We start from the raw sequence: 17,032 nt of genomic DNA, 5'->3' as shown, positions 1-17,032 counted from the left end.
GGCGAGTCTGCCCCGGCCCCGCTCCCCCTGTCAACGCCCCCGGCGGCCCGCCGCCCCGCCCCCACCGCGTCGCCACCGGACGTGTGAGGATGGTCCCAAGCCACGCGACGAGGAGTACCAGTTCCCATGGGTGACGTGATCCTGATCCGCCACGGTGCGACCGAGTGGAGCCGCGACGGGAGGCACACCAGCTACACCGACATGCCGCTGCTGCCGGAGGGCGAGGCGCAGGCCCGGGCGCTGGCGCCGATGCTGGCACGGCACGACATCGGCCTGACCCTCGTCAGCCCGATGGGCCGGGCCCGGGACACCGCGAAGCTGGCCGGGCTCGACCCGGTGCGCCTGGACGAGGACATGCACGAGTGGGACTACGGCGGCTACGAGGGGATCACCACCGTCGAGATCCACCGCACCCGGCCCGGCTGGAACCTGTGGACCGACGGCGTCACCCCCGGCCCGGCCGGACACCCGGGCGAGACCCCGGCGCAGATCGGCGCCCGCGCCGACCGGGTGCTGGCCACCGTGGACGCCGCGCTGCGCGGCAGCGCGCAGGACGTGGTACTGGTGGCGCACGCCCACTTCCTGCGCGTGTTCACCGCCCGCTACCTCGGCCTGCCGCCCGCCTGCGGCGCGCTGTTCATGCTGGCCACCGGCACCATGAGCCGCCTCGGCGCGGAGCACGACCAGCCCGCCGTGGCGGCCTGGAACGAGCGCCCGCGCTGAAACGGACGCCCGCGCTGATCCGACGGTAATCGCCCGGCAGGCCCTAGTATCCCCATGAGCGTGATGTCGGATATGTGGCGATATACGGGCACCGGTTCGCCTTCGCCGTGAACGGAGGCAGCCCCTTGACCGCGAGCGAGGCCACCCCACGACCGGCCGACGGCCCGCCCCCGGGGGACGACACCGCCTTCTTCGGCCACCCGCGGGGCCTGCTCACGCTCTTCGGCACCGAGATGTGGGAGCGCTTCTCCTACCTCGGCATGACCGCGATCCTGACCCTGTTCTTCACCGAGTCGGTCGCCGACGGCGGCCTGGGCATGTCCGACGGAACCGCCTCCTCCGTCTACGCCGCCTACAGCACCCTGATCTACCTGGTCTCGGTCGGCGGCGGCTGGCTCGCCGACCGGGTCCTCGGCGCCTACCGGTCGGTGCTGTACGGCGGCATCTGCATCGCCCTCGGCCACTACGCCATGGCCGTGCCCGCCAGCTCGATGACCTGGATCGGCCTCGGCCTGATCATCGTCGGCACCGGCCTGCTCAAGCCCAACGTGTCCACCCTGGTCGGCAAGCTGTACCGGAGCGAGGACGAGCGCCGCGACGCCGGGTTCGCGCTGTACTACATGGGCATCAACATCGGCTCGTTCCTGGGCCCGCTGGTGGCGGGCTGGCTCGGCCAGAAGATCGGCTACCACTGGGGTTTCTCCGCCGCCGCGGTCGGCATGACCTTCGGCATCGTCCAGTACGTGCTCGGCCGCCGGCACCTGGCCGGGCGCCGGGACGGCGCGGAGTCCGCCGTCCCGGCCCCGGCGATGCGGCGGACGCTGCGGCTGATCGCCGCCGGGGCCGCCGCCGTGGTGCTGCTGTTCGCGGCGCTGGCCCTGGCCGGGGTGCTGACCATGGACCTGACCGTGGACCTGGTCACCGCCGCCTCGGTGCTGGCCCCGGTCGCCTACTTCGGCTTCCTGTTCCGCAGCCCCCGGGTCACCGCCGACGAACGCGGCCGACTGCGCCCGTACCTGGTGCTGTTCGGCTCCTCGGTGGCGTTCAACCTGGTGCTGTTCCAGTCGTACTCGACGATGAACCTGCTCGCCCTGAACCACGCCGACACCAGCCTGTTCGGCTGGCAGTTCCCCTCCTCCTGGTACGGCTCGGTGCTCGGGGTGGCCGAGGTGGCGCTGGCCCCGGTGGTCGCCGCCGTCTGGACCAGGCTCGGGCACCGGCAGCCGCACGCCTCCAACAAGATCGCCTACGGGGTGATCCTCGGCGGGGTGTCCTTCCTGATCATGGTCCCGGCCACCACCGACCGCAGCGGCGACTGGATGATGTCCGGGCTCTGGCTGATCGTCAGCTACCTGGTGCTCGGCCTCGGCGACATCCTGCTGGAGACCACCGGCATGTCGGCCACCACCAAGCTCGCCCCGGCCGCGTTCAGCAGCCAGGCCATGGCCCTGTGGTTCCTCTCCATCGCCCTGGCCAACGGCCTCCAGGCGCAGGTGGTGAAGCTGTACGGGGTGCTCTCCTACCCCAGGTACTTCGCGCTGAACGGCGGCTTCGTGGTGGTGGTCGGCCTCGCCGTGATCGCCGCCGGGCCGTGGCTGCGCCGCACCATGGCCCCCGTCCGCTGATCCCGCCCGCCCCGAAGGGACCCCCGTGCGCTACCGCGAAGACCTCCCCCACCGGACGGTCCGCGAGGACACCACCGTCCCGCTGCCCGACGGCACCGCCCTGTACGCCCGGATCTGGCGCCCGGTCACCGACCTGCCGGTACCGGCGCTGCTGGAGTACCTGCCGTACCGGCTGAGCGACTGGACCGCGCCGCGCGACGCCCAGCGCCACCCCTGGTACGCCGGACACGGCTACGCCTCGGTGCGGGTGGACGTCCGCGGCCACGGCAACTCCGAGGGCCTGCCCGGCGACGAGTACGACCGGACCGAGCTGGCCGACGGCGTCGCGGTGATCCACTGGCTGGCGGAGCAGCCCTGGTGCAGCGGCCGGGTCGGCATGTTCGGGATCTCCTGGGGCGGCTTCAACAGCCTGCAACTGGCCGCGCTCGCGCCCGAACCGCTGCGGGCGATCGTCACCGTCTGCTCCACCGACGACCGCTACGACAACGACGTGCACTACCTCGGCGGCTCGGTGCTGGCGGTCGACATGCACGCCTGGTCGGCGACCATGCTGGCGTTCGCCGCCCGCCCGCCGGACCCGAAGTTCGTCGGGGAGCGCTGGCGGGAGCTGTGGCTGGAACGGCTGGAGCACCTGGACCCGCTGATCCACACCTGGCTCGACCACCAGACCAGGGACGGCTACTGGCGGCACGGCAGCGTCTGCGAGGACTACTCCGCGATCAGGGCGGCGGTGCTGGCCGTCGGCGGTTGGGCCGACCCCTACCGGGACACGGTGTTCCGGCTGGCCCGGCACCTGGACGCGCCGACGCGCGGCATCATCGGCCCCTGGTCGCACCAGTACCCCGACCGGGACCTGCCGCCGGGCCCGGCGATCGGCTTCCTGCAGGAGACCCTGCGCTGGTGGGACCGCTGGCTCAAGGACGACCCGGGCCCGCGCGACGTGCTGGACGAGCCGCTGCTGCGGGTCTGGATGAACGAGTCGGTGCCGCCCGCCACCAGCTACCCGGAGCGCCCCGGGCGCTGGGTCGGCGAGGACTCCTGGCCCTCGCCCGCCGTCAGCACCCGGACCTACCGGCTCGACGGCACGCTCCGGGCCTCCTGCCCGGGCCCGGTGCCGGTGGTCTCTCCGCAGCACACCGGCGTGGACGCGGGCCGCTTCTTCCCCTTCGGCAACGCCACCGACCTGCCGCCGGACCAGCGGGAGGAGGACGGCCGCTCCGTCTGCTTCGACTCGGCGCCGCTGCCGGGGCGGATCGAGGTGCTCGGCAACGCCCGGGTACGGCTGCGGCTGACCTGCCCCGGTACCCGCGGCCAGGTGGTCGCCCGGCTCTGCGACGTCGCCCCGGACGGCTCGTCCACCCTGGTCACCCGGGGCGTGCTGAACCTGCTCGCGCGCCGGGGCCGGGACCGCACCACCGCCTGGACCCCGGACGCCACCGAGGACGTCGGCTTCGACCTGGTCGGCATCGCCCACGCCTTCCCGCCCGGGCACCGGCTGCGGCTGGCGGTCTCCTCCGCCTACTGGCCGTGGGTCTGGCCGCACCCGGGATCCGCCCTCGGCTTCACCGTCCACCCGCGGGGCAGCGCGCTGCTGCTGCCGGTGCGCGACCCCGGCGCCGACCGGGGGCGCCCGCCGATCGTGTTCGGCGCACCCGAGCAGGCCCCGCCGCTCGGCGTGGTCTTCGACGAGCCCGCCGAGCCGCGCCCGGAGCGCCTGGTCCGGCACGACGTCGCCACCCGCGAGTGGACCCTGGACGTCGACCCCCGCTACGGCGGCTCGCGCCGCTACCCGGACGGCCTGGAGTTCACCGAGGACGCCCTGGAGCACTACGCCGTGCGCGCGGACGACCCGCTCAGCGCCCGCACCCGCTCGGACTGGACGGTGGGCCTGCGCCGCGCCGAGTTCGCCTGGGACGTGCGGATCACCACCCGTTCCGAGATCAGCGCCGACGCCACGCATTTCCTGACCGACAATCAGCTCACCGCCGAGGAGGGCGGAACGGTACTGTTCCGGCGCCGCTGGGAGCGCCGCGTCCCGCGCACCCAGGGATAGCCCGACACCCTCTAGGCTCGTCACATGCCCTGGTCACCGGCTCTCAAGTCCACCCTCCGCTCCGGCCTGCACCTGGAGCGGACCGTCACCGAGCCGTTCCAGGTGCTGCGCGGGATGCTCGGCGTGGCCATCGTGCTGTTCGGCGCGCTCGCGCTGGGCGAGACCGGCCTGGCCACCTCGGCCGCGCTCGGCGCGTTCATCGCCGGGACCGCCAGCTACCAGCGCAGCTTCCGCCCGCGCCCGGTGCTCGCGCTGTACGCCGCGGCCGGGCTGTCCGCCAGCTCCTTCGTCGGCTACCTGGCCTCCCCCTGGCCGCCGCTGTACGTGGTGGTGCTCGGGCTGTGGGCGTTCACCGCCGGGCTCGCCTGGGCGCTGGGCCAGACCGCCGGGGTGGTCGCGTCCACCACCGTCTCGGTGATGCTGATCGTCGTCACCCTGCCGGAGAACGTGCCGGAGGCGCTGGAGCACGCCGGGGTGATCGCCCTCGGCGGCGTGGTCCAGGCGACCCTGGCCGCCATCTGGCCCGGACGCCGCTGGGGCGCCCGCCGGGACGCCCTGGCCGACGCCTACGCCTCGCTGGCGCACTACGCGCGGCGGCTGCGGCACGACCCCTTCGCCTCGTTCGACCCCGACCCGCTGATGAACGCCCGCCGGGCCGCCGAGCTCACCCCCGCCCAGGCCCGCCGCCGCCCGTCCGAGCTCGCCGGGATGCGCAGCTACGCGGAGCGGATACGACCGGTGCTGGCGGCGATGGCCGACCCCCGGGTGGGCGCCGCCGAGGAGGGCCCGCAGCGGGACCGGGCCCGGGAGCTGATGGGCGCGGCGGCGGAGATCCTGGACGCGATCGCCCGCTCCATCCGCAGCGGCCGACCCGCGCCGATCGCCGAGCGCACCTACCGGGCGCTGACCGTACCCGGCTCCGGACCGGTGCTCGACGGCGCCGGGCGGCAGGCGGCGCTGCGGCTGATCGGACTGCTCGCGGAGGCCTCGGACGCGGTGGAGGCGGTGGACCGGGGCGACCCGGTGCACGGCGAGGCCAATGCCCCGGGGCACCTGTCCCGGCCCGGGCTGCGGCAGCTGCTGCCGGTGCTGCCGCACGCCCTGCGGCGGCACTGGAACTGGTCCTCGCCGGTGCTGCGGCACGCGGTCCGGGTCGGGGTGGTCGCCGCCGTCGGCGAGATCCTGGGCCGCTCGCTGCCGTTCCAGCACGGCTACTGGGCGCCGATGACCGCGGTGATGGTGATGCGCCCGGACTTCTCGCAGACCTACGCCCGGGGTGTGGCCCGGCTCGCGGGCACGGTGCTGGGGGTGGTCGTGGCCACCGGGATCATCCGGCTGACCCACCCCTCCGCCTGGATCTGCGCCGGTCTGGCGGTGGTCAGCATCGGCGGCGCCTACCTGCTGATGCGCACCGGCTACGCGGCGATGAGCACCTGCATCACCGGCTACGTGGTGTTCCTGCTGGCCATGGGCGGCGAGGCGAACACCTCGACGGTCGAGGACCGGGTGCTGCTGACGCTGCTCGGCGGGCTGCTGGCGCTGATCGCCTACGCGGTGTTCCCGACCTGGCAGACGGTGCGACTGCCGGACCGGCTCGCCGCCTACGTCGAGGCCGGGGGCCGGTACTCGGCGGCGGCGGTCGACGCCTACGCCGAACCCACCGAGCACAGCCGGGCGCTGCTGCGCGCGGCGCTGCTGGAGCACCGGCAGACCCGGGCCGAGCTGCTCACCGCCAGCGAGCAGGCGGCCGGCGAGCCGGTCCGGCACCGGGGCCTGCACACCGCCCAGCTCGCCGACGCCCGCTCGGCGATGGCGGCGCTGGGGCGCACCACCATGCTGATGGAGGCGCACCTGCCGCCGCCGCAGTCGTCGCCGGTCCCCGGCGCGGCCGAGTTCGCCGAGGTGCTGCGCGAGCAGACCGCGGCGGCGGCGCGGGCGATCCGGGCCGACGAGCCGGTGGACCTGCACGCGCTGCGGGACCACTACGAGCAGTGGGCGCAGTGGCTGCCCACCCCCGCCGCCGACCCGGCCGACGAGCCCGGCGGCGCGGCGGACCTGGTCTACCGCGACGCCGGGCTGCTGGTCGAGGCGCTGGAGGGGCTGGACTCCGCGCTGAACTCCTGACCGTTCCTCAGAGCTGACGGGCCTTCCGGGCCGCCTCGTCCGCCGCGCCGCCCCGGCCGACCAGTCCGCGCCGGGCGTCGGCGGTGGCCCGCAGCCTCGGCTCCAGCGCCCGCAGCCTCAGCGGCGCGAACCGGCCGAGGAACAGCGGGATCTGGCCCCGGATCAGCTGGTAGCCGCGCAGCCAGCCCTGGGCGTAGACGTGGACCGAGCGGCGGGCGACGCCGTCGGCGATCCGCTCCACCGCCGGGGCCAGCGGGTAGGTGCGGTTGGTCGGCCAGGGCAGGGACGCGCGCATGTCGCGCATCACCTCGTCCTCGTCCGCGCCGCGCACCATGTCGGTGTCGGTCCAGCTCAGGTAGCCGACGCCGACCCGCACGCCCTGGTTGGCGACCTCCGAGCGGAGCGCGTGGGCGAAGGCCTCCACCCCGGACTTGCTGGCGCAGTAGGCGGTCATCAGCGGCGCGGGGGTGAGCGCCGCGAGCGAGGCGATCTGCAGCAGGTAGCCGCGCGCGGCGACCAGCGCGGGCAGGAAGGCCCGGGCGGTGGTGACGCTGCCGAGCAGGTTCACCTCCACCACCCGGCGCCAGACGTCCGGGTCGGAGTCCTGGAACAGCCCGCCGGCCGCGATCCCGGCGTTGGCGACGACCACGTCGACCCGGCCGTAGTGTGCGCTGACCCGCTCGGCGACCGAGGTCATCGCCGCCAGGTCGGTGACGTCGGCCTCCCACCAGGCGGCGTCGGGGCCGCAGTCGGCCGCGGTGGCGGCCAGTTCGTCCGGCTCCAGGCCGATCAGCGCGACCCGGGCGCCGCGCGCGGCGAGGGCGCGCGCCAGCTCCGCGCCGACGCCCCGGGCGGCTCCGGTGACCACGGCGACCTGGCCGGCCAGGGAGTTCCTGCTGCTGGGTGCTTCACTCACGGGTGGTTCCTCTCGGACTGGGATGGGCGGGGCGGCGGGGTCAGGCGCGGGCGGGCTCGGCCGCCGCCGGGGCGGCCACGCTGATCCGGTCGTACTCGGCGAGGTCCACCCGGCGGGTCTCCCGGCGGAAGTGCGCGGTGGTGCCCGGCCAGAGCGAGGTGTTGCGCCCGTTGGCGTCCAGGTACCAGCTCTGGCAGCCGCCGGTGGTCCACACGGTCCTGGCCATCCGCCGCTGGACGTCGTCGTTCCAGCGGCGCTGGGCGCCCGCGGTCGGGTCGAGCGCGAGCAGTCCGGGCGCCTCCAGGCTGCGCATGAAGTCCGCCAGGTAGTTCAGCTGCGACTCGATCATCAGCACCATCGAGCTGTTGCCCAGGCCGGTGTTGGGACCGATGACCATCAGCAGGTTGGGGAACCCGCTGACGGTGGTGCCCCGCAGCGCGGCCATGCCGTCCTTCCACTCCTCGGCCAGGGTGCGCCCGGCCGTGCCGGTGATCCGTGAGCCGATCGGCATGTCGGTGACGTGGAAGCCGGTGCTGAAGACGATGGCGTCGACCTCGTGCTCGGTGCCGTCGGCGGCGACCACGGTGCTGCCGCGCACCTCCTTCAGGCCGGAGGCGACCACGTCGACGTTGGGCCGGGACAGCGCCGGGTAGTACGTGTTCGACAGCAGCACCCGCTTGCAGCCGAAGCGGTAGCGGGGGGTGAGCTTGGCGCGCAGCGCCGGATCGGCGACGTGCTGGTCGATGTTGCGCTTGGCCATCGCCTCGGCGGCCCGGAGCAGCCCGGGGCGCTTCACGAACGCCCCGACCTGGTACTCGCGCAGGCCCCACAGCGCGGCGCGCAGGGCCCGCTGGGTGGCGGGGAAGCGGCGGTAGACCCAGCGCTCGACGGCGGTGATGTCGCGGTCCATCCGCGGCATCACCCACGGCGGCGTGCGCTGGAGCACCACCAGCCGGTCCACCTGGGGCTGGATCTGCGGGATGATCTGGATCGCGGAGGCACCGGTGCCGACCACCGCGACCCGCTTCCCGGCCAGCTGGTAGTCGTGGTCCCAGCGGGCGGAGTGGAAGACCTCGCCGGGGAACCCGTCGAGTCCGGGCAGGTCGGGCACGGACGGGTCGGACAGCGGGCCGCAGGCGGCGACCAGCACGTCCGCGCGGTAGCGGCCCTGGCTGGTGCGCACCTCCCAGGAGCCCCCGGCGGCGTCCCAACGGGCGCTCAGCACCTCGTGGTTGAAGCGCAGGTGGTCGCGGAGCCGGAAGCGGTCGGCGATCCGCTCCAGGTAGGCGCGGATCTCCGGCTGGCCGGAGAAGGTGCGCGGCCAGTCCGGGTTGGGCGCGAAGGAGAACGAGTACAGGTGCGAGGGGACGTCGCAGGCACAGCCCGGGTAGCTGTTGTCGCGCCAGGTCCCGCCGACCGAGGCCGCCCGCTCCAGCACCACGAAGTCGGTGATCCCCTCCGCCCGCAGCCGCACCGCCGCGCCGAGGCCGCCGAAGCCGGAGCCGATGACCGCCACCCGGACGTGCTGGACCTCGCCGTCCGGACCGGGTGCCTGGACGTCGGCCGTCTGCGGGTCCGCCGTTTCACGTCGCGCCATCGGGGTGCCTCCTGCCGTTTTCGACATCACTGATTGTGCCAGTAATCAGTGGCACAATCAGGAGAGTAGGGCACCCGGTCCGGCACGGGAAGGGTCCGGGTCGCTCGAATGGCCCAACGAACGACGCGGCGGAAGGCACCGGGGCGCGCTCACCCGGTGGTCAGCGCACCGACTCCATCCGGCCCAGCGACACGCCCGGGGTACGGCCGAGTCCGGCGAGCAGCCGCTCCAGCACCAGTCCGGCCTCCTCGCGGGCCCGGACGTGGTCCTCGGCGCGGGCGATGTACAGACTGGCCTCGGAGATCAGCGCGGCCAGCATCCGGGTCAGCGGCCCGACCGGCAGCGGCTCGATGTTCCCCTCGGCGATGGCCTCGGTCAGGGCCTCCGCCAGCAGCAGGTAGCCGTGCTCCTCCACCAGCGCGTCCCAGGCGCTGTGGCCGAGTACGGCCGGGCCCTCGACCAGCACGATCCGCTGGAAGTCCCGGTCGTTGCAGGCGTCCAGGAAGGACTGGAAGCCGCTGCGCAGCAGCTGCCAGGCGTCGCCCTGCTCCTGCTCGGCGCGGGCGGTCTCCTGCGCCACCAGGCGCTCGGCCATCTCGCTGGCGCACTCGGCCATCACCGCCCGGAACAGGTCGGCCTTGTCCTTGAAGTGGTGGTAGAGCGCACCACGGGTGACGTTGGCGGCGGCCACGATGTCCTCGGTACCGGTGGCGGCGTAGCCGCGTTCCGCGAAGAGCTCACGCGCGGCGCACACCAGCGCGCGCCGGGTGTCCGCGACATGGTCCGCGCGACGACTCCGCCGTATCCGGGGTACCGACATACCTTCATCCTGTTCCATACAGTCTGTATGTTAGTGGAGGGCCTCGATCCCGGGGCCCGGGGGAACGGAGACATGGATCATGGGACTCCCACTTAATCTGACCATCAAAATGGGCACATACCTCCTCAAGCAGAAGCTCCTGCGTCGGGACAAGTTCCCGTTGATCGTCGAGGTCGAACCCCTTTTCGCGTGCAATCTCGCCTGCGCGGGCTGCGGCAAGATCCAGCACCCGGCCAGCGTACTGAAGCAGCGCATGCCGGTGCAGCAGGTCGTCGACGCCGTCGAGGAGGCGGGCGCGCCGATGGTCTCCCTGGCCGGCGGCGAGCCGTTGATGCATCCGCAGATCGACGAGATGACCAGGGCGCTGCTGGACAAGGGCAAGTTCGTGGTGCTCTGCACGAATGCCGTGCTGCTGCCGAAGCACCTGCACAAGTTCAAGCCGCACCGGAACTTCGCCTGGATGGTCCACATCGACGGGCTGCGCGAGCGGCACGACGAGTCGGTGAGCAAGGTCGGCGTGTTCGACCAGGCCATCGCCGCGATCAAGGAGGCCAAGGCGGCCGGGTTCGCCGTTTACACCAACTCCACCTTCTTCAACAACGACAGCCCGCAGGACGTGATCGAGGTGCTCCAGTACCTCAATGACGACCTGAAGGTCGACCGGATGCAGATCTCTCCCGGTTACGCCTATGAGAAGGCCCCTGACCAGGACCGCTTCCTCGGGGTGGAGCAGACCAGGCAGCTGTTCAAGAAGGCGTTCGCGGACGGCCGCCGCAAGGGCTGGCGGCTCAACCACTCGGCGCTCTACCTCGACTTCCTGGAGGGGAAGACCGACTTCGAGTGCACGCCGTGGGCGATCCCGTCGTACTCCCTCAAGGGCTGGCAGAAGCCCTGCTACCTGATGGCCGACGGTTACACCGAGACCTACAAGGAGCTGCTGGAGACCACCGACTGGGAGAACTACGGCCGCGGCAAGGACCCGCGCTGCGACAACTGCATGGCGCACTGCGGCTACGAGCCGACGGCGGTGCTGGCGACCATGGGTTCGCTCAAGGAGAGCCTGCGGGCCCTCACCGCGGGCTGACCAGCCCCGTGGGACGAACGACCGGCGGCCGGGCCGACCGGTCGTTCGTCCACAACTGGTACCCAGTGGCAAGCCGTCACTACGATGTGTCGACCTCAGCGGGCCCGGCCCGCTCGGCGAGGGACGACTCACGAAGGGGTGGGGCTCCATGTCCGACGACACCGGCGCGTTCTACGTGCTGAGCGCCCTGCTGCTGACCCCGGGACAGTTCCCCAGCGTGCTGGGGGACGACTACCCGGACGCCTGCGCCGCGCTCGGCCTCGAACCCTGGGCCGACGGCTACGGCCTGCTGTTCGGCCAGGACGCCGACGGTGCCCGGTGGACGGTGGTCTCCGACGACGCGGCGCTGGTCGGCTGCGCCATCGCGGCCTGGGACTGCGGTATGCCGTACGACCTCACCCCGCCCGACCGCACGGTGGTGGACTCCTTCCCCGGCTGGCCGCTGGCACTGGCGGTGAGCACCCCGGGCCTGCCCGAGCCGCACGACCCGCCCGCCGGGGAGAGCGAGCGGCAGCTGCTCAGCCCGCCGGCGCCGGACCAGTGGGGCCCGGCCCAGCGACGGCTCGGCGCCGACGAGATAGCCAAGCAGTGGGCCCTGTGGCGGGAGCAGGTCGCCGACTCGGTGACCTTCGACGAGAGCGCCCGCCCGCCGTCCGAGGGCAGCGTGGCCCGGATCCTGGCCGAGGCGCGCGAGTACACCCGCACTCCCCCGCCGGCCGGGCGGGTCCGCTCCACCCCCGCCGCCGAGGGCGCGCGGCTGGTCCGCGCGGACGGGCCGGGCTGGAGCCTGGCCGCCCGCACCGACGACATCGCCCTGGTGCTGCTGGACGACAAGCCGCACGAGGTGGTGCCGATCGGGCGCGGACCCGAGCTGCCCGCGCTGCTGCACGCCCTGGACCGGATGGCCCGCGCGTCCAGCTGACGCGCGGACCGCCCGGCGTCAGTGCGCGGGGGCCGCCGGCTCCGCGCCCTCGGCGGCGACCAGCTTCTTCTCCTTGAGCACCAGCGCGAACACCAGCGCGATCGCGATGAACGGGACACCGGTCAGGAACAGGTCGCCGATGGCGTGCGCGAAGGCGGCCGTGACCGGCCCCTTGACCGCCGCCGGGAGCGCGTGGATGGCCTGGATGTTGTTGACGTCCAGGTGACCGGCGCTCCGGGCACCGCCGGGTATGTGCGAGACCTCCTGCGCCATGTAGTGCGCCATCCGGGTGGTCAGCACGGTCCCGAAGATGGCCGTCCCGATGGAGGCGCCGATCTGCCGGAAGAACGTGGCCGAGGCGGTGGCCACACCCATGTCACTGAAGTGCACCGAGTTCTGGATCGCGGTGACGATGGTCTGCATGGTCATCCCCAGGCCGGAGCCGAAGACGAACGCGTAGACCGCGACCTGCCAGTACGGCGTGCCGTTGGTGAGCTGGCTGAGCAGCACCAGCGAGGCGATGATCAGCACCGCGCCGGCGATCGGGTAGATCTTGTACTTGCCGGTCTTGACCATGATCCGGCCGGAGGCGATCGAGGTGACCATGATCCCGGCGATCGCCGGAAGCATGCCCAGACCGGACTCCATCGCGGACATCCCCTTCACCGCCTGGAGGTACAGCGGCAGGTAGATGATGCCGCCGAACATCGCGAAGCCCGCGAAGAAGCCGAAGCCGTTGCCGACCGAGAAGATCTGGTTGCGGAACAGCCGCATCGGCAGGATCGGCTCCGCCGCGCGCTGCTCGATCAGCACGAACGCCACCACCAGCAGCACCGAGCCGGCCAGCAGCGCCAGGCCCTGCCAGGAGGCCCACCCGTAGGAGGTCCCGGCCCAGTTCAGGTAGAGCAGCAGGCTGGTCACCGCGGAGACGATGGCCGCCGCGCCCAGGTAGTCGATGGAGTGCTCGCGGCGGTTGACCGGCAGCCGCAGCGCGAAGGAGCAGACGATGAAGGCGCCGATGCCGATCGGCAGGTTGATGTAGAAGATCCAGCGCCAGCCGATGCTGTCGGTGAACCAGCCGCCGAGCAGCGGCCCGGCCACGCTGGCCAGCCCGAAGACGGCGCCCATCAGGCCCATGTAGCGACCGCGCTCACGCGGGGGTATCACGTCGCCGATGATCGCGAAGGCGAGCGACATCAGACCGCCACCGCCGACGCCCTGGACCGCCCGGAAGCCGATCAGCTCGCCCATGTTCTGACTGAGGCCCGCCAGGGCCGAACCGACCAGGAAGACCACGATGGCCGTCTGGAAGATGACCCGGCGCCCGTAGAGGTCGGAGATCTTGCCCCAGAGCGGCGTGGCCGCGGTCGACGTCAGCAGGTAGGCGGTGACCACCCAGGAGAGCTTGTCGATGCCGCCGAGCTGGCTGACGATGGTCGGCAGCGCGGTGCCGACGATGCTCTGGTCGAGCGCGGCCAGCAGCATTCCCGCCATCAGCCCGCCCATCACCACCATGATCTGCTTGTGGCTCAGGTAGCTGGGGCCGTCAGGCACGGCCGCGTCGACACCCGGGGGTGGTTCCGGCGAGGGTTCGGTCGCGGTGTCGACCGGGATTTCGGACATGGCGGTGACTCCAGAATGCCTATGCGTACAGAGCTCGGATCCGAGCTTGGGGAACCGTATCGTGTGCCACTGACAATCCCGGGGGCGGGGCTAGCCTTACGGCAGGTAAGCAGCGATGAGCACTGAAACATGATGATCATGTGCAGAAATGATCACAATTGTATTTCATGTTCATGACAGAAAATGGGCGCTGACACCCCTGCGAGTGGTGCTCACGGCCGCCACCTCGGCGAAGTCGCCGGGACCAGGCCGGGTAACCCGACCAGCCAGCTGTTGGACAGCTCTTGCCAAAGATGGCACCCGCGCCACTACGGTTCCCTCATGCATACGGACGACAGACGCGCAGCGGACCTGGAAGAGCTAGGCCTGACCAACTACGAGGCACGGGTCTACCTCGCACTGATCCGCCGCGACGTGTTCACCGCGGCCGAGGTCGCGCGGGAGGCCCAGGTGCCCCGGCAGCGGGTCTACGACGTACTTGAGGGCCTCACCCGGCGGCAGCTGGCGCTGCTGCGCCCGGGCAAGGTCGCCGGGTACTCGGCCGTCGCGCCGGAGACGGCGGTGCACCGGCTGATGGAGCAGCAGCGCCGCTCGCTCGGCCGCCTGGAGCGGCTGTCCGACGAGCTCGCCCAGGAGCTGCTGCCGACCTGGGCCAGCGGCCGGACCCACACCGACCCGCTCGACTACGTCGAGGTGCTGCGGGACGCGGCCGACATCAGCGAGCGCTTCGCCCGGATCCAGTCCGAGGCCGAACGGGAACTGCTGAGCTTCTCCCGGCCGCCGTGGTTCAACCCGCCCGCCGAGAACGTCGCCGGGATCGAGGCCTCGGCCCGGCTGCACGCCGCCGGGCGCACGGTCCGCTCGCTGTACAGCAGCGACGTGCTGGACGACGCCGTGGTGCTGGACGTGGTGCGGCAGTTCGTGGAGGTCGGCGAGGAGATCAGGATCGCCGAGAACCTGCCGCTGAAGCTGGTGATCGCGGACGGCTCCACGGTGCTCTGCGACATGCCCGACCCGGTGGCCAGGGCGGGCGCGACCACCTCGCTGGTGATCCGCCACCCCTCGCTGGCCGAGGCGCTGCGGCTGGCCTTCCACGCGGTCTGGGACGAGTCGCCGACGCTGGAGGAGGTGCTGAAGCAGCGCGAGCAGCAGGAGGCGCTGCGGCGGGTCGCCGAGGAGGACTCGCTGCGCCGGCTCGCCGAGCAGGAGCAGGAGCGGGAGGAGCAGTCCGAACCGGCCGAGGACCCGGACCGAGCGCCGTCCGGTCCCGCGGACAGCGCCTGAACCGGCCCGGGCGGACCGCCGGTCAGCCCGCCGACCGGTCCCGGTGCTCGTCGCGCAGCACTCGGCGCAGCACCTTGCCGAGCAGGTTGCGCGGCAGCGGGTCCACCCGGAACTCCACGATCTTGGGGACCTTGTAGGCGGCCAGCCGCTCGGAGCAGTAGGCGGTCAGGGTGCGTTCGGAGAGCCCGCAGCCCTCGCGGACGATCACGCACGCCTTGACCGTCTCGCCCCGGTAGGCGTCGGGCACGCCGACCACGGCCGCGTCCGCGACCGAGGGGTGCGACAGCAGCACCTCCTCGATCTCGGTGGGGAACACCGAGAAGCCGCTGGCGATGATCACGTCGCGGCGGCGGTCGATGACGGTGACGAAGCCGTCCGGGCTCATCACCGCGATGTCGCCGGTGAACAGCCAGCCGTCGTGCAGCATCCGGGCGCTGTCCTCGCGCTCGTGCCAGTACCCGGCGAACACCTGCGGCCCGCGCACCAGCAGCTCGCCGACCTCGCCCGGGGGCTGCTCGCGCTCCGGGTCCTCCTCGTGCACCACCCGGACCTCGGTGCCGGGCAGCGGGACGCCGACGGTGCCCGGGCGGGCGTTCGCGTTCAGCGGGTTGGCCGGGTGCGGCGGGAACCGAGGTGACGGATCGGTACCGGTTACCGATCAGTACCAGTTGTTGGCCTGCCAGAACTGCCAGGCGGCGTTCGGGCTGCCGTAGCGGGAGTCCATGTAGTTGAGCGCCCACTTGATCTGGGTGACCGGGTTGGTCCGCCAGTCGGCGCCCTGCGAGGCCATCTTCGAGGCGGGCAGGGCCTGGCCCAGGCCGTAGGAGCCGGAGGACGGGTTGGTCGCGGTGACGCTCCAGCCGCTCTCGTGGGAGATGATCTGGTCGAAGGAGGCGAGCTGGTCGGCCGGGACGATCTGGGCGGCGATCTGCCGCGGGCTGCCGGACGGCGTGGACGCGGCGGCGGCCTGCTTCTGGGCGGCGGCCTTCTTCGCCGCGGCGGCCTCGGCGGCCTTCTTGGCGTCCGCGGCCTTCCTGGCCTCGGCGGCCTTGCGGTCGGCGGCGGCCTGGGCGGCGGCCTTGGCCAGGGCGGCCTTCTGCTCCGCGGCCGCCTTCTCGGCGGCCTTGGCGGCGACGACCCGGCTGTCGGTGATCTGCGCGCCGTTGCTGACGGCCACCGGCTTGGCCGGAGCGTCCTTGGCCACCGCCGCGGTCATCCGCTGGAACTGCACCAGGGCGTCGGACTGGGTGGTGGCGCCCGCGGTGCGGACGTCGGCGACCGTGGCGGCGGTGCTGGTGGTGGTCGCCGCGTTCGCGGCACCCGAGGAGTCGATGGCGAAGGTGCCGACGATCGAGAGACCGGCGACAGCGGCCACGGCGGCGGCAGTGCTCTTGCGCACACGCGGGGTAAGGGCGGGCATGGGAGAGGACCTCAATCAGTCGGCTCGGCAGCCAACCGGCTCGGATCCGTACGGCGGGACAGGTGCCGCACGGGGCCGGACTGGCGCTGGGACTCCGCCATTGTTAGCGGGCGGAACAGCGGCGGCCAAAGCCCTCCGCTACTACGCCGGTCCGTATTGGAACACTGTTCGCCGAGCCCGCCGAGGGCGCTCGCTACCCATCCCCAGGCCGGGCAAACCCGGGATCAGGAGAATCTGCGAGATTCCTGGCCGACCGCTGTGAGCTGCGGCTGGGCCCCGTTCCAGGGCCGCGACCGGGGTGACCCCGGACAGATCACGGGGAAGTGGTTGAACATTCCAGCGGCTGCCGCCAGTGGATCAACTACCGGGCTTCGTGGACGCCCCCGGCCCTGTGTCGGGCCTCACTCCGGGCCCCGGTTCCACGCCCGGGAAACGCCGCGGCCCGGCTCCCCGCCAGCAGCGGGAGCCGGGCCGAAGCACGGTGGGCCGTACGTCCTGCGGTACTGCGATCCTGCGGTACTGCGATCCTGCGGTGACTGCGGTCCTGCCTGCGGTCCTACTTCCGGCCGTCCCGGTAGCGGTGCAGCGCCCAGCCGAGCAGGATCCCGGCCACCAGCATCACCAGCAGCACGAACCACAGCGGCGAGGTGGCCGTGGACAGGCCCCACAGATGGATCCGCACCGACGAGGTGTTCATCAGGATGAACCAGACGGCCAGGATCGCCACCACCACGAAGGCGACCGTCCGGGGGCTCACCGTCACACCGCCGACCTTGCGCGGCGCCGGGGCGTTGGTTTTCTTGGCCATGCGTCCATTCTGTGCACAGCACCCCCGCGCGCG

The 17,032-nt window shown here is 72.5% G+C and carries 14 protein-coding genes; 7 read left to right on the top strand and 7 right to left on the bottom strand.

What is annotated here, in order from left to right; genetic code table 11:
• Nucleotides 1–126: 126 nt before the first annotated feature.
• The 4 genes from GXP74_RS14605 (at nt 127) to GXP74_RS14590 (ending at nt 6,525) form a co-directional block, all read left to right on the top strand.
• Complete coding sequence (locus GXP74_RS14605; RefSeq protein WP_182451917.1) at nt 127–723, top strand: histidine phosphatase family protein; 597 nt, start codon at nt 127–129, stop codon at nt 721–723.
• A gap of 125 nt (nt 724–848) precedes the next feature.
• Nucleotides 849–2,348 (top strand): peptide MFS transporter, encoded by a 1,500-nt coding sequence (locus GXP74_RS14600; RefSeq protein ID WP_182451916.1) that lies wholly within the window; start codon nt 849–851, stop codon nt 2,346–2,348.
• A 25-nt stretch (nt 2,349–2,373) separates the two neighbouring features.
• On the top strand, nt 2,374–4,401 hold the full coding sequence (locus tag GXP74_RS14595) for a CocE/NonD family hydrolase (protein WP_182451915.1): 2,028 nt from the start codon (nt 2,374–2,376) through the stop codon (nt 4,399–4,401).
• A gap of 24 nt (nt 4,402–4,425) precedes the next feature.
• A complete protein-coding gene (locus tag GXP74_RS14590) occupies nt 4,426–6,525 on the top strand; it encodes an FUSC family protein (protein ID WP_182451914.1) in 2,100 nt (699 codons plus the stop codon).
• A 7-nt stretch (nt 6,526–6,532) separates the two neighbouring features.
• Here the strand turns inward: GXP74_RS14590 and GXP74_RS14585 are convergent, their stop codons facing one another.
• The 3 genes from GXP74_RS14585 to GXP74_RS14575 form a co-directional block, all read right to left on the bottom strand.
• Nucleotides 6,533–7,441 carry an SDR family oxidoreductase gene (locus tag GXP74_RS14585; RefSeq protein WP_182451913.1) on the bottom strand — a complete coding sequence of 303 codons (909 nt, stop codon included), beginning with the start codon at nt 7,439–7,441 and terminating at the stop codon, nt 6,533–6,535.
• Nucleotides 7,442–7,481: 40 nt separating this feature from the next.
• A complete protein-coding gene (locus tag GXP74_RS14580; RefSeq protein WP_182451912.1) occupies nt 7,482–9,038 on the bottom strand; it encodes an NAD(P)/FAD-dependent oxidoreductase in 1,557 nt (518 codons plus the stop codon).
• A 160-nt stretch (nt 9,039–9,198) separates the two neighbouring features.
• Nucleotides 9,199–9,858 (bottom strand): TetR/AcrR family transcriptional regulator, encoded by a 660-nt coding sequence (locus tag GXP74_RS14575; protein WP_182451911.1) that lies wholly within the window; start codon nt 9,856–9,858, stop codon nt 9,199–9,201.
• 79 nt (nt 9,859–9,937) lie between these two features.
• On the opposite strand from GXP74_RS14575, the gene hpnH reads away from it, so the two are divergent.
• Both hpnH and GXP74_RS14565 read left to right on the top strand, forming a co-directional pair.
• Entirely contained in the window at nt 9,938–10,942 is a 1,005-nt protein-coding gene (gene hpnH / locus GXP74_RS14570; RefSeq protein ID WP_182451910.1) for an adenosyl-hopene transferase HpnH, read from the top strand.
• A 148-nt stretch (nt 10,943–11,090) separates the two neighbouring features.
• Complete coding sequence (locus GXP74_RS14565) at nt 11,091–11,864, top strand: hypothetical protein (protein ID WP_182451909.1); 774 nt, start codon at nt 11,091–11,093, stop codon at nt 11,862–11,864.
• An 18-nt stretch (nt 11,865–11,882) separates the two neighbouring features.
• Here the strand turns inward: GXP74_RS14565 and GXP74_RS14560 are convergent, their stop codons facing one another.
• On the bottom strand, nt 11,883–13,487 hold the full coding sequence (locus GXP74_RS14560; RefSeq protein WP_182451908.1) for an MDR family MFS transporter: 1,605 nt from the start codon (nt 13,485–13,487) through the stop codon (nt 11,883–11,885).
• 321 nt (nt 13,488–13,808) lie between these two features.
• Here GXP74_RS14560 and GXP74_RS14555 point away from each other — a divergent pair, with 321 nt between their 5' ends.
• Nucleotides 13,809–14,771 carry a TrmB family transcriptional regulator gene (locus tag GXP74_RS14555; protein WP_182451907.1) on the top strand — a complete coding sequence of 321 codons (963 nt, stop codon included), beginning with the start codon at nt 13,809–13,811 and terminating at the stop codon, nt 14,769–14,771.
• Nucleotides 14,772–14,793: 22 nt separating this feature from the next.
• Here the strand turns inward: GXP74_RS14555 and GXP74_RS14550 are convergent, their stop codons facing one another.
• The 3 genes from GXP74_RS14550 to GXP74_RS14540 form a co-directional block, all read right to left on the bottom strand.
• A complete protein-coding gene (locus GXP74_RS14550; protein ID WP_182456439.1) occupies nt 14,794–15,375 on the bottom strand; it encodes an AMP-binding protein in 582 nt (193 codons plus the stop codon).
• A 54-nt stretch (nt 15,376–15,429) separates the two neighbouring features.
• Complete coding sequence (locus GXP74_RS14545; protein WP_182451906.1) at nt 15,430–16,191, bottom strand: transglycosylase SLT domain-containing protein; 762 nt, start codon at nt 16,189–16,191, stop codon at nt 15,430–15,432.
• Between the two features lie 556 nt (nt 16,192–16,747).
• Nucleotides 16,748–16,999, bottom strand: a complete 252-nt coding sequence (locus GXP74_RS14540; protein WP_182451905.1) for a LapA family protein — start codon at nt 16,997–16,999, stop codon at nt 16,748–16,750.
• Nucleotides 17,000–17,032: the final 33 nt, after the last annotated feature.

The organism is Streptacidiphilus sp. P02-A3a (genome assembly GCF_014084105.1).
Lineage (GTDB): Bacteria > Actinomycetota > Actinomycetes > Streptomycetales > Streptomycetaceae > Streptacidiphilus.
Note: the sequence above shows the minus strand (reverse complement) of the source record. Positions and strands in the feature narration are given on the sequence as shown.

Coding starts and splice junctions, on each gene's coding strand:
- GXP74_RS14555 (WP_182451907.1), top strand. CDS start 13,809: ATGCATACGGACGACAGACGCGCAGCGGACCTGGAAGAGCTAGGCCTG.
- hpnH (WP_182451910.1), top strand. CDS start 9,938: ATGGGACTCCCACTTAATCTGACCATCAAAATGGGCACATACCTCCTC.
- GXP74_RS14575 (WP_182451911.1), bottom strand. CDS start 9,858: ATGTCGGTACCCCGGATACGGCGGAGTCGTCGCGCGGACCATGTCGCG.
- GXP74_RS14545 (WP_182451906.1), bottom strand. CDS start 16,191: ATGCCCGCCCTTACCCCGCGTGTGCGCAAGAGCACTGCCGCCGCCGTG.
- GXP74_RS14605 (WP_182451917.1), top strand. CDS start 127: ATGGGTGACGTGATCCTGATCCGCCACGGTGCGACCGAGTGGAGCCGC.
- GXP74_RS14565 (WP_182451909.1), top strand. CDS start 11,091: ATGTCCGACGACACCGGCGCGTTCTACGTGCTGAGCGCCCTGCTGCTG.
- GXP74_RS14580 (WP_182451912.1), bottom strand. CDS start 9,038: ATGGCGCGACGTGAAACGGCGGACCCGCAGACGGCCGACGTCCAGGCA.
- GXP74_RS14590 (WP_182451914.1), top strand. CDS start 4,426: ATGCCCTGGTCACCGGCTCTCAAGTCCACCCTCCGCTCCGGCCTGCAC.
- GXP74_RS14560 (WP_182451908.1), bottom strand. CDS start 13,487: ATGTCCGAAATCCCGGTCGACACCGCGACCGAACCCTCGCCGGAACCA.
- GXP74_RS14540 (WP_182451905.1), bottom strand. CDS start 16,999: ATGGCCAAGAAAACCAACGCCCCGGCGCCGCGCAAGGTCGGCGGTGTG.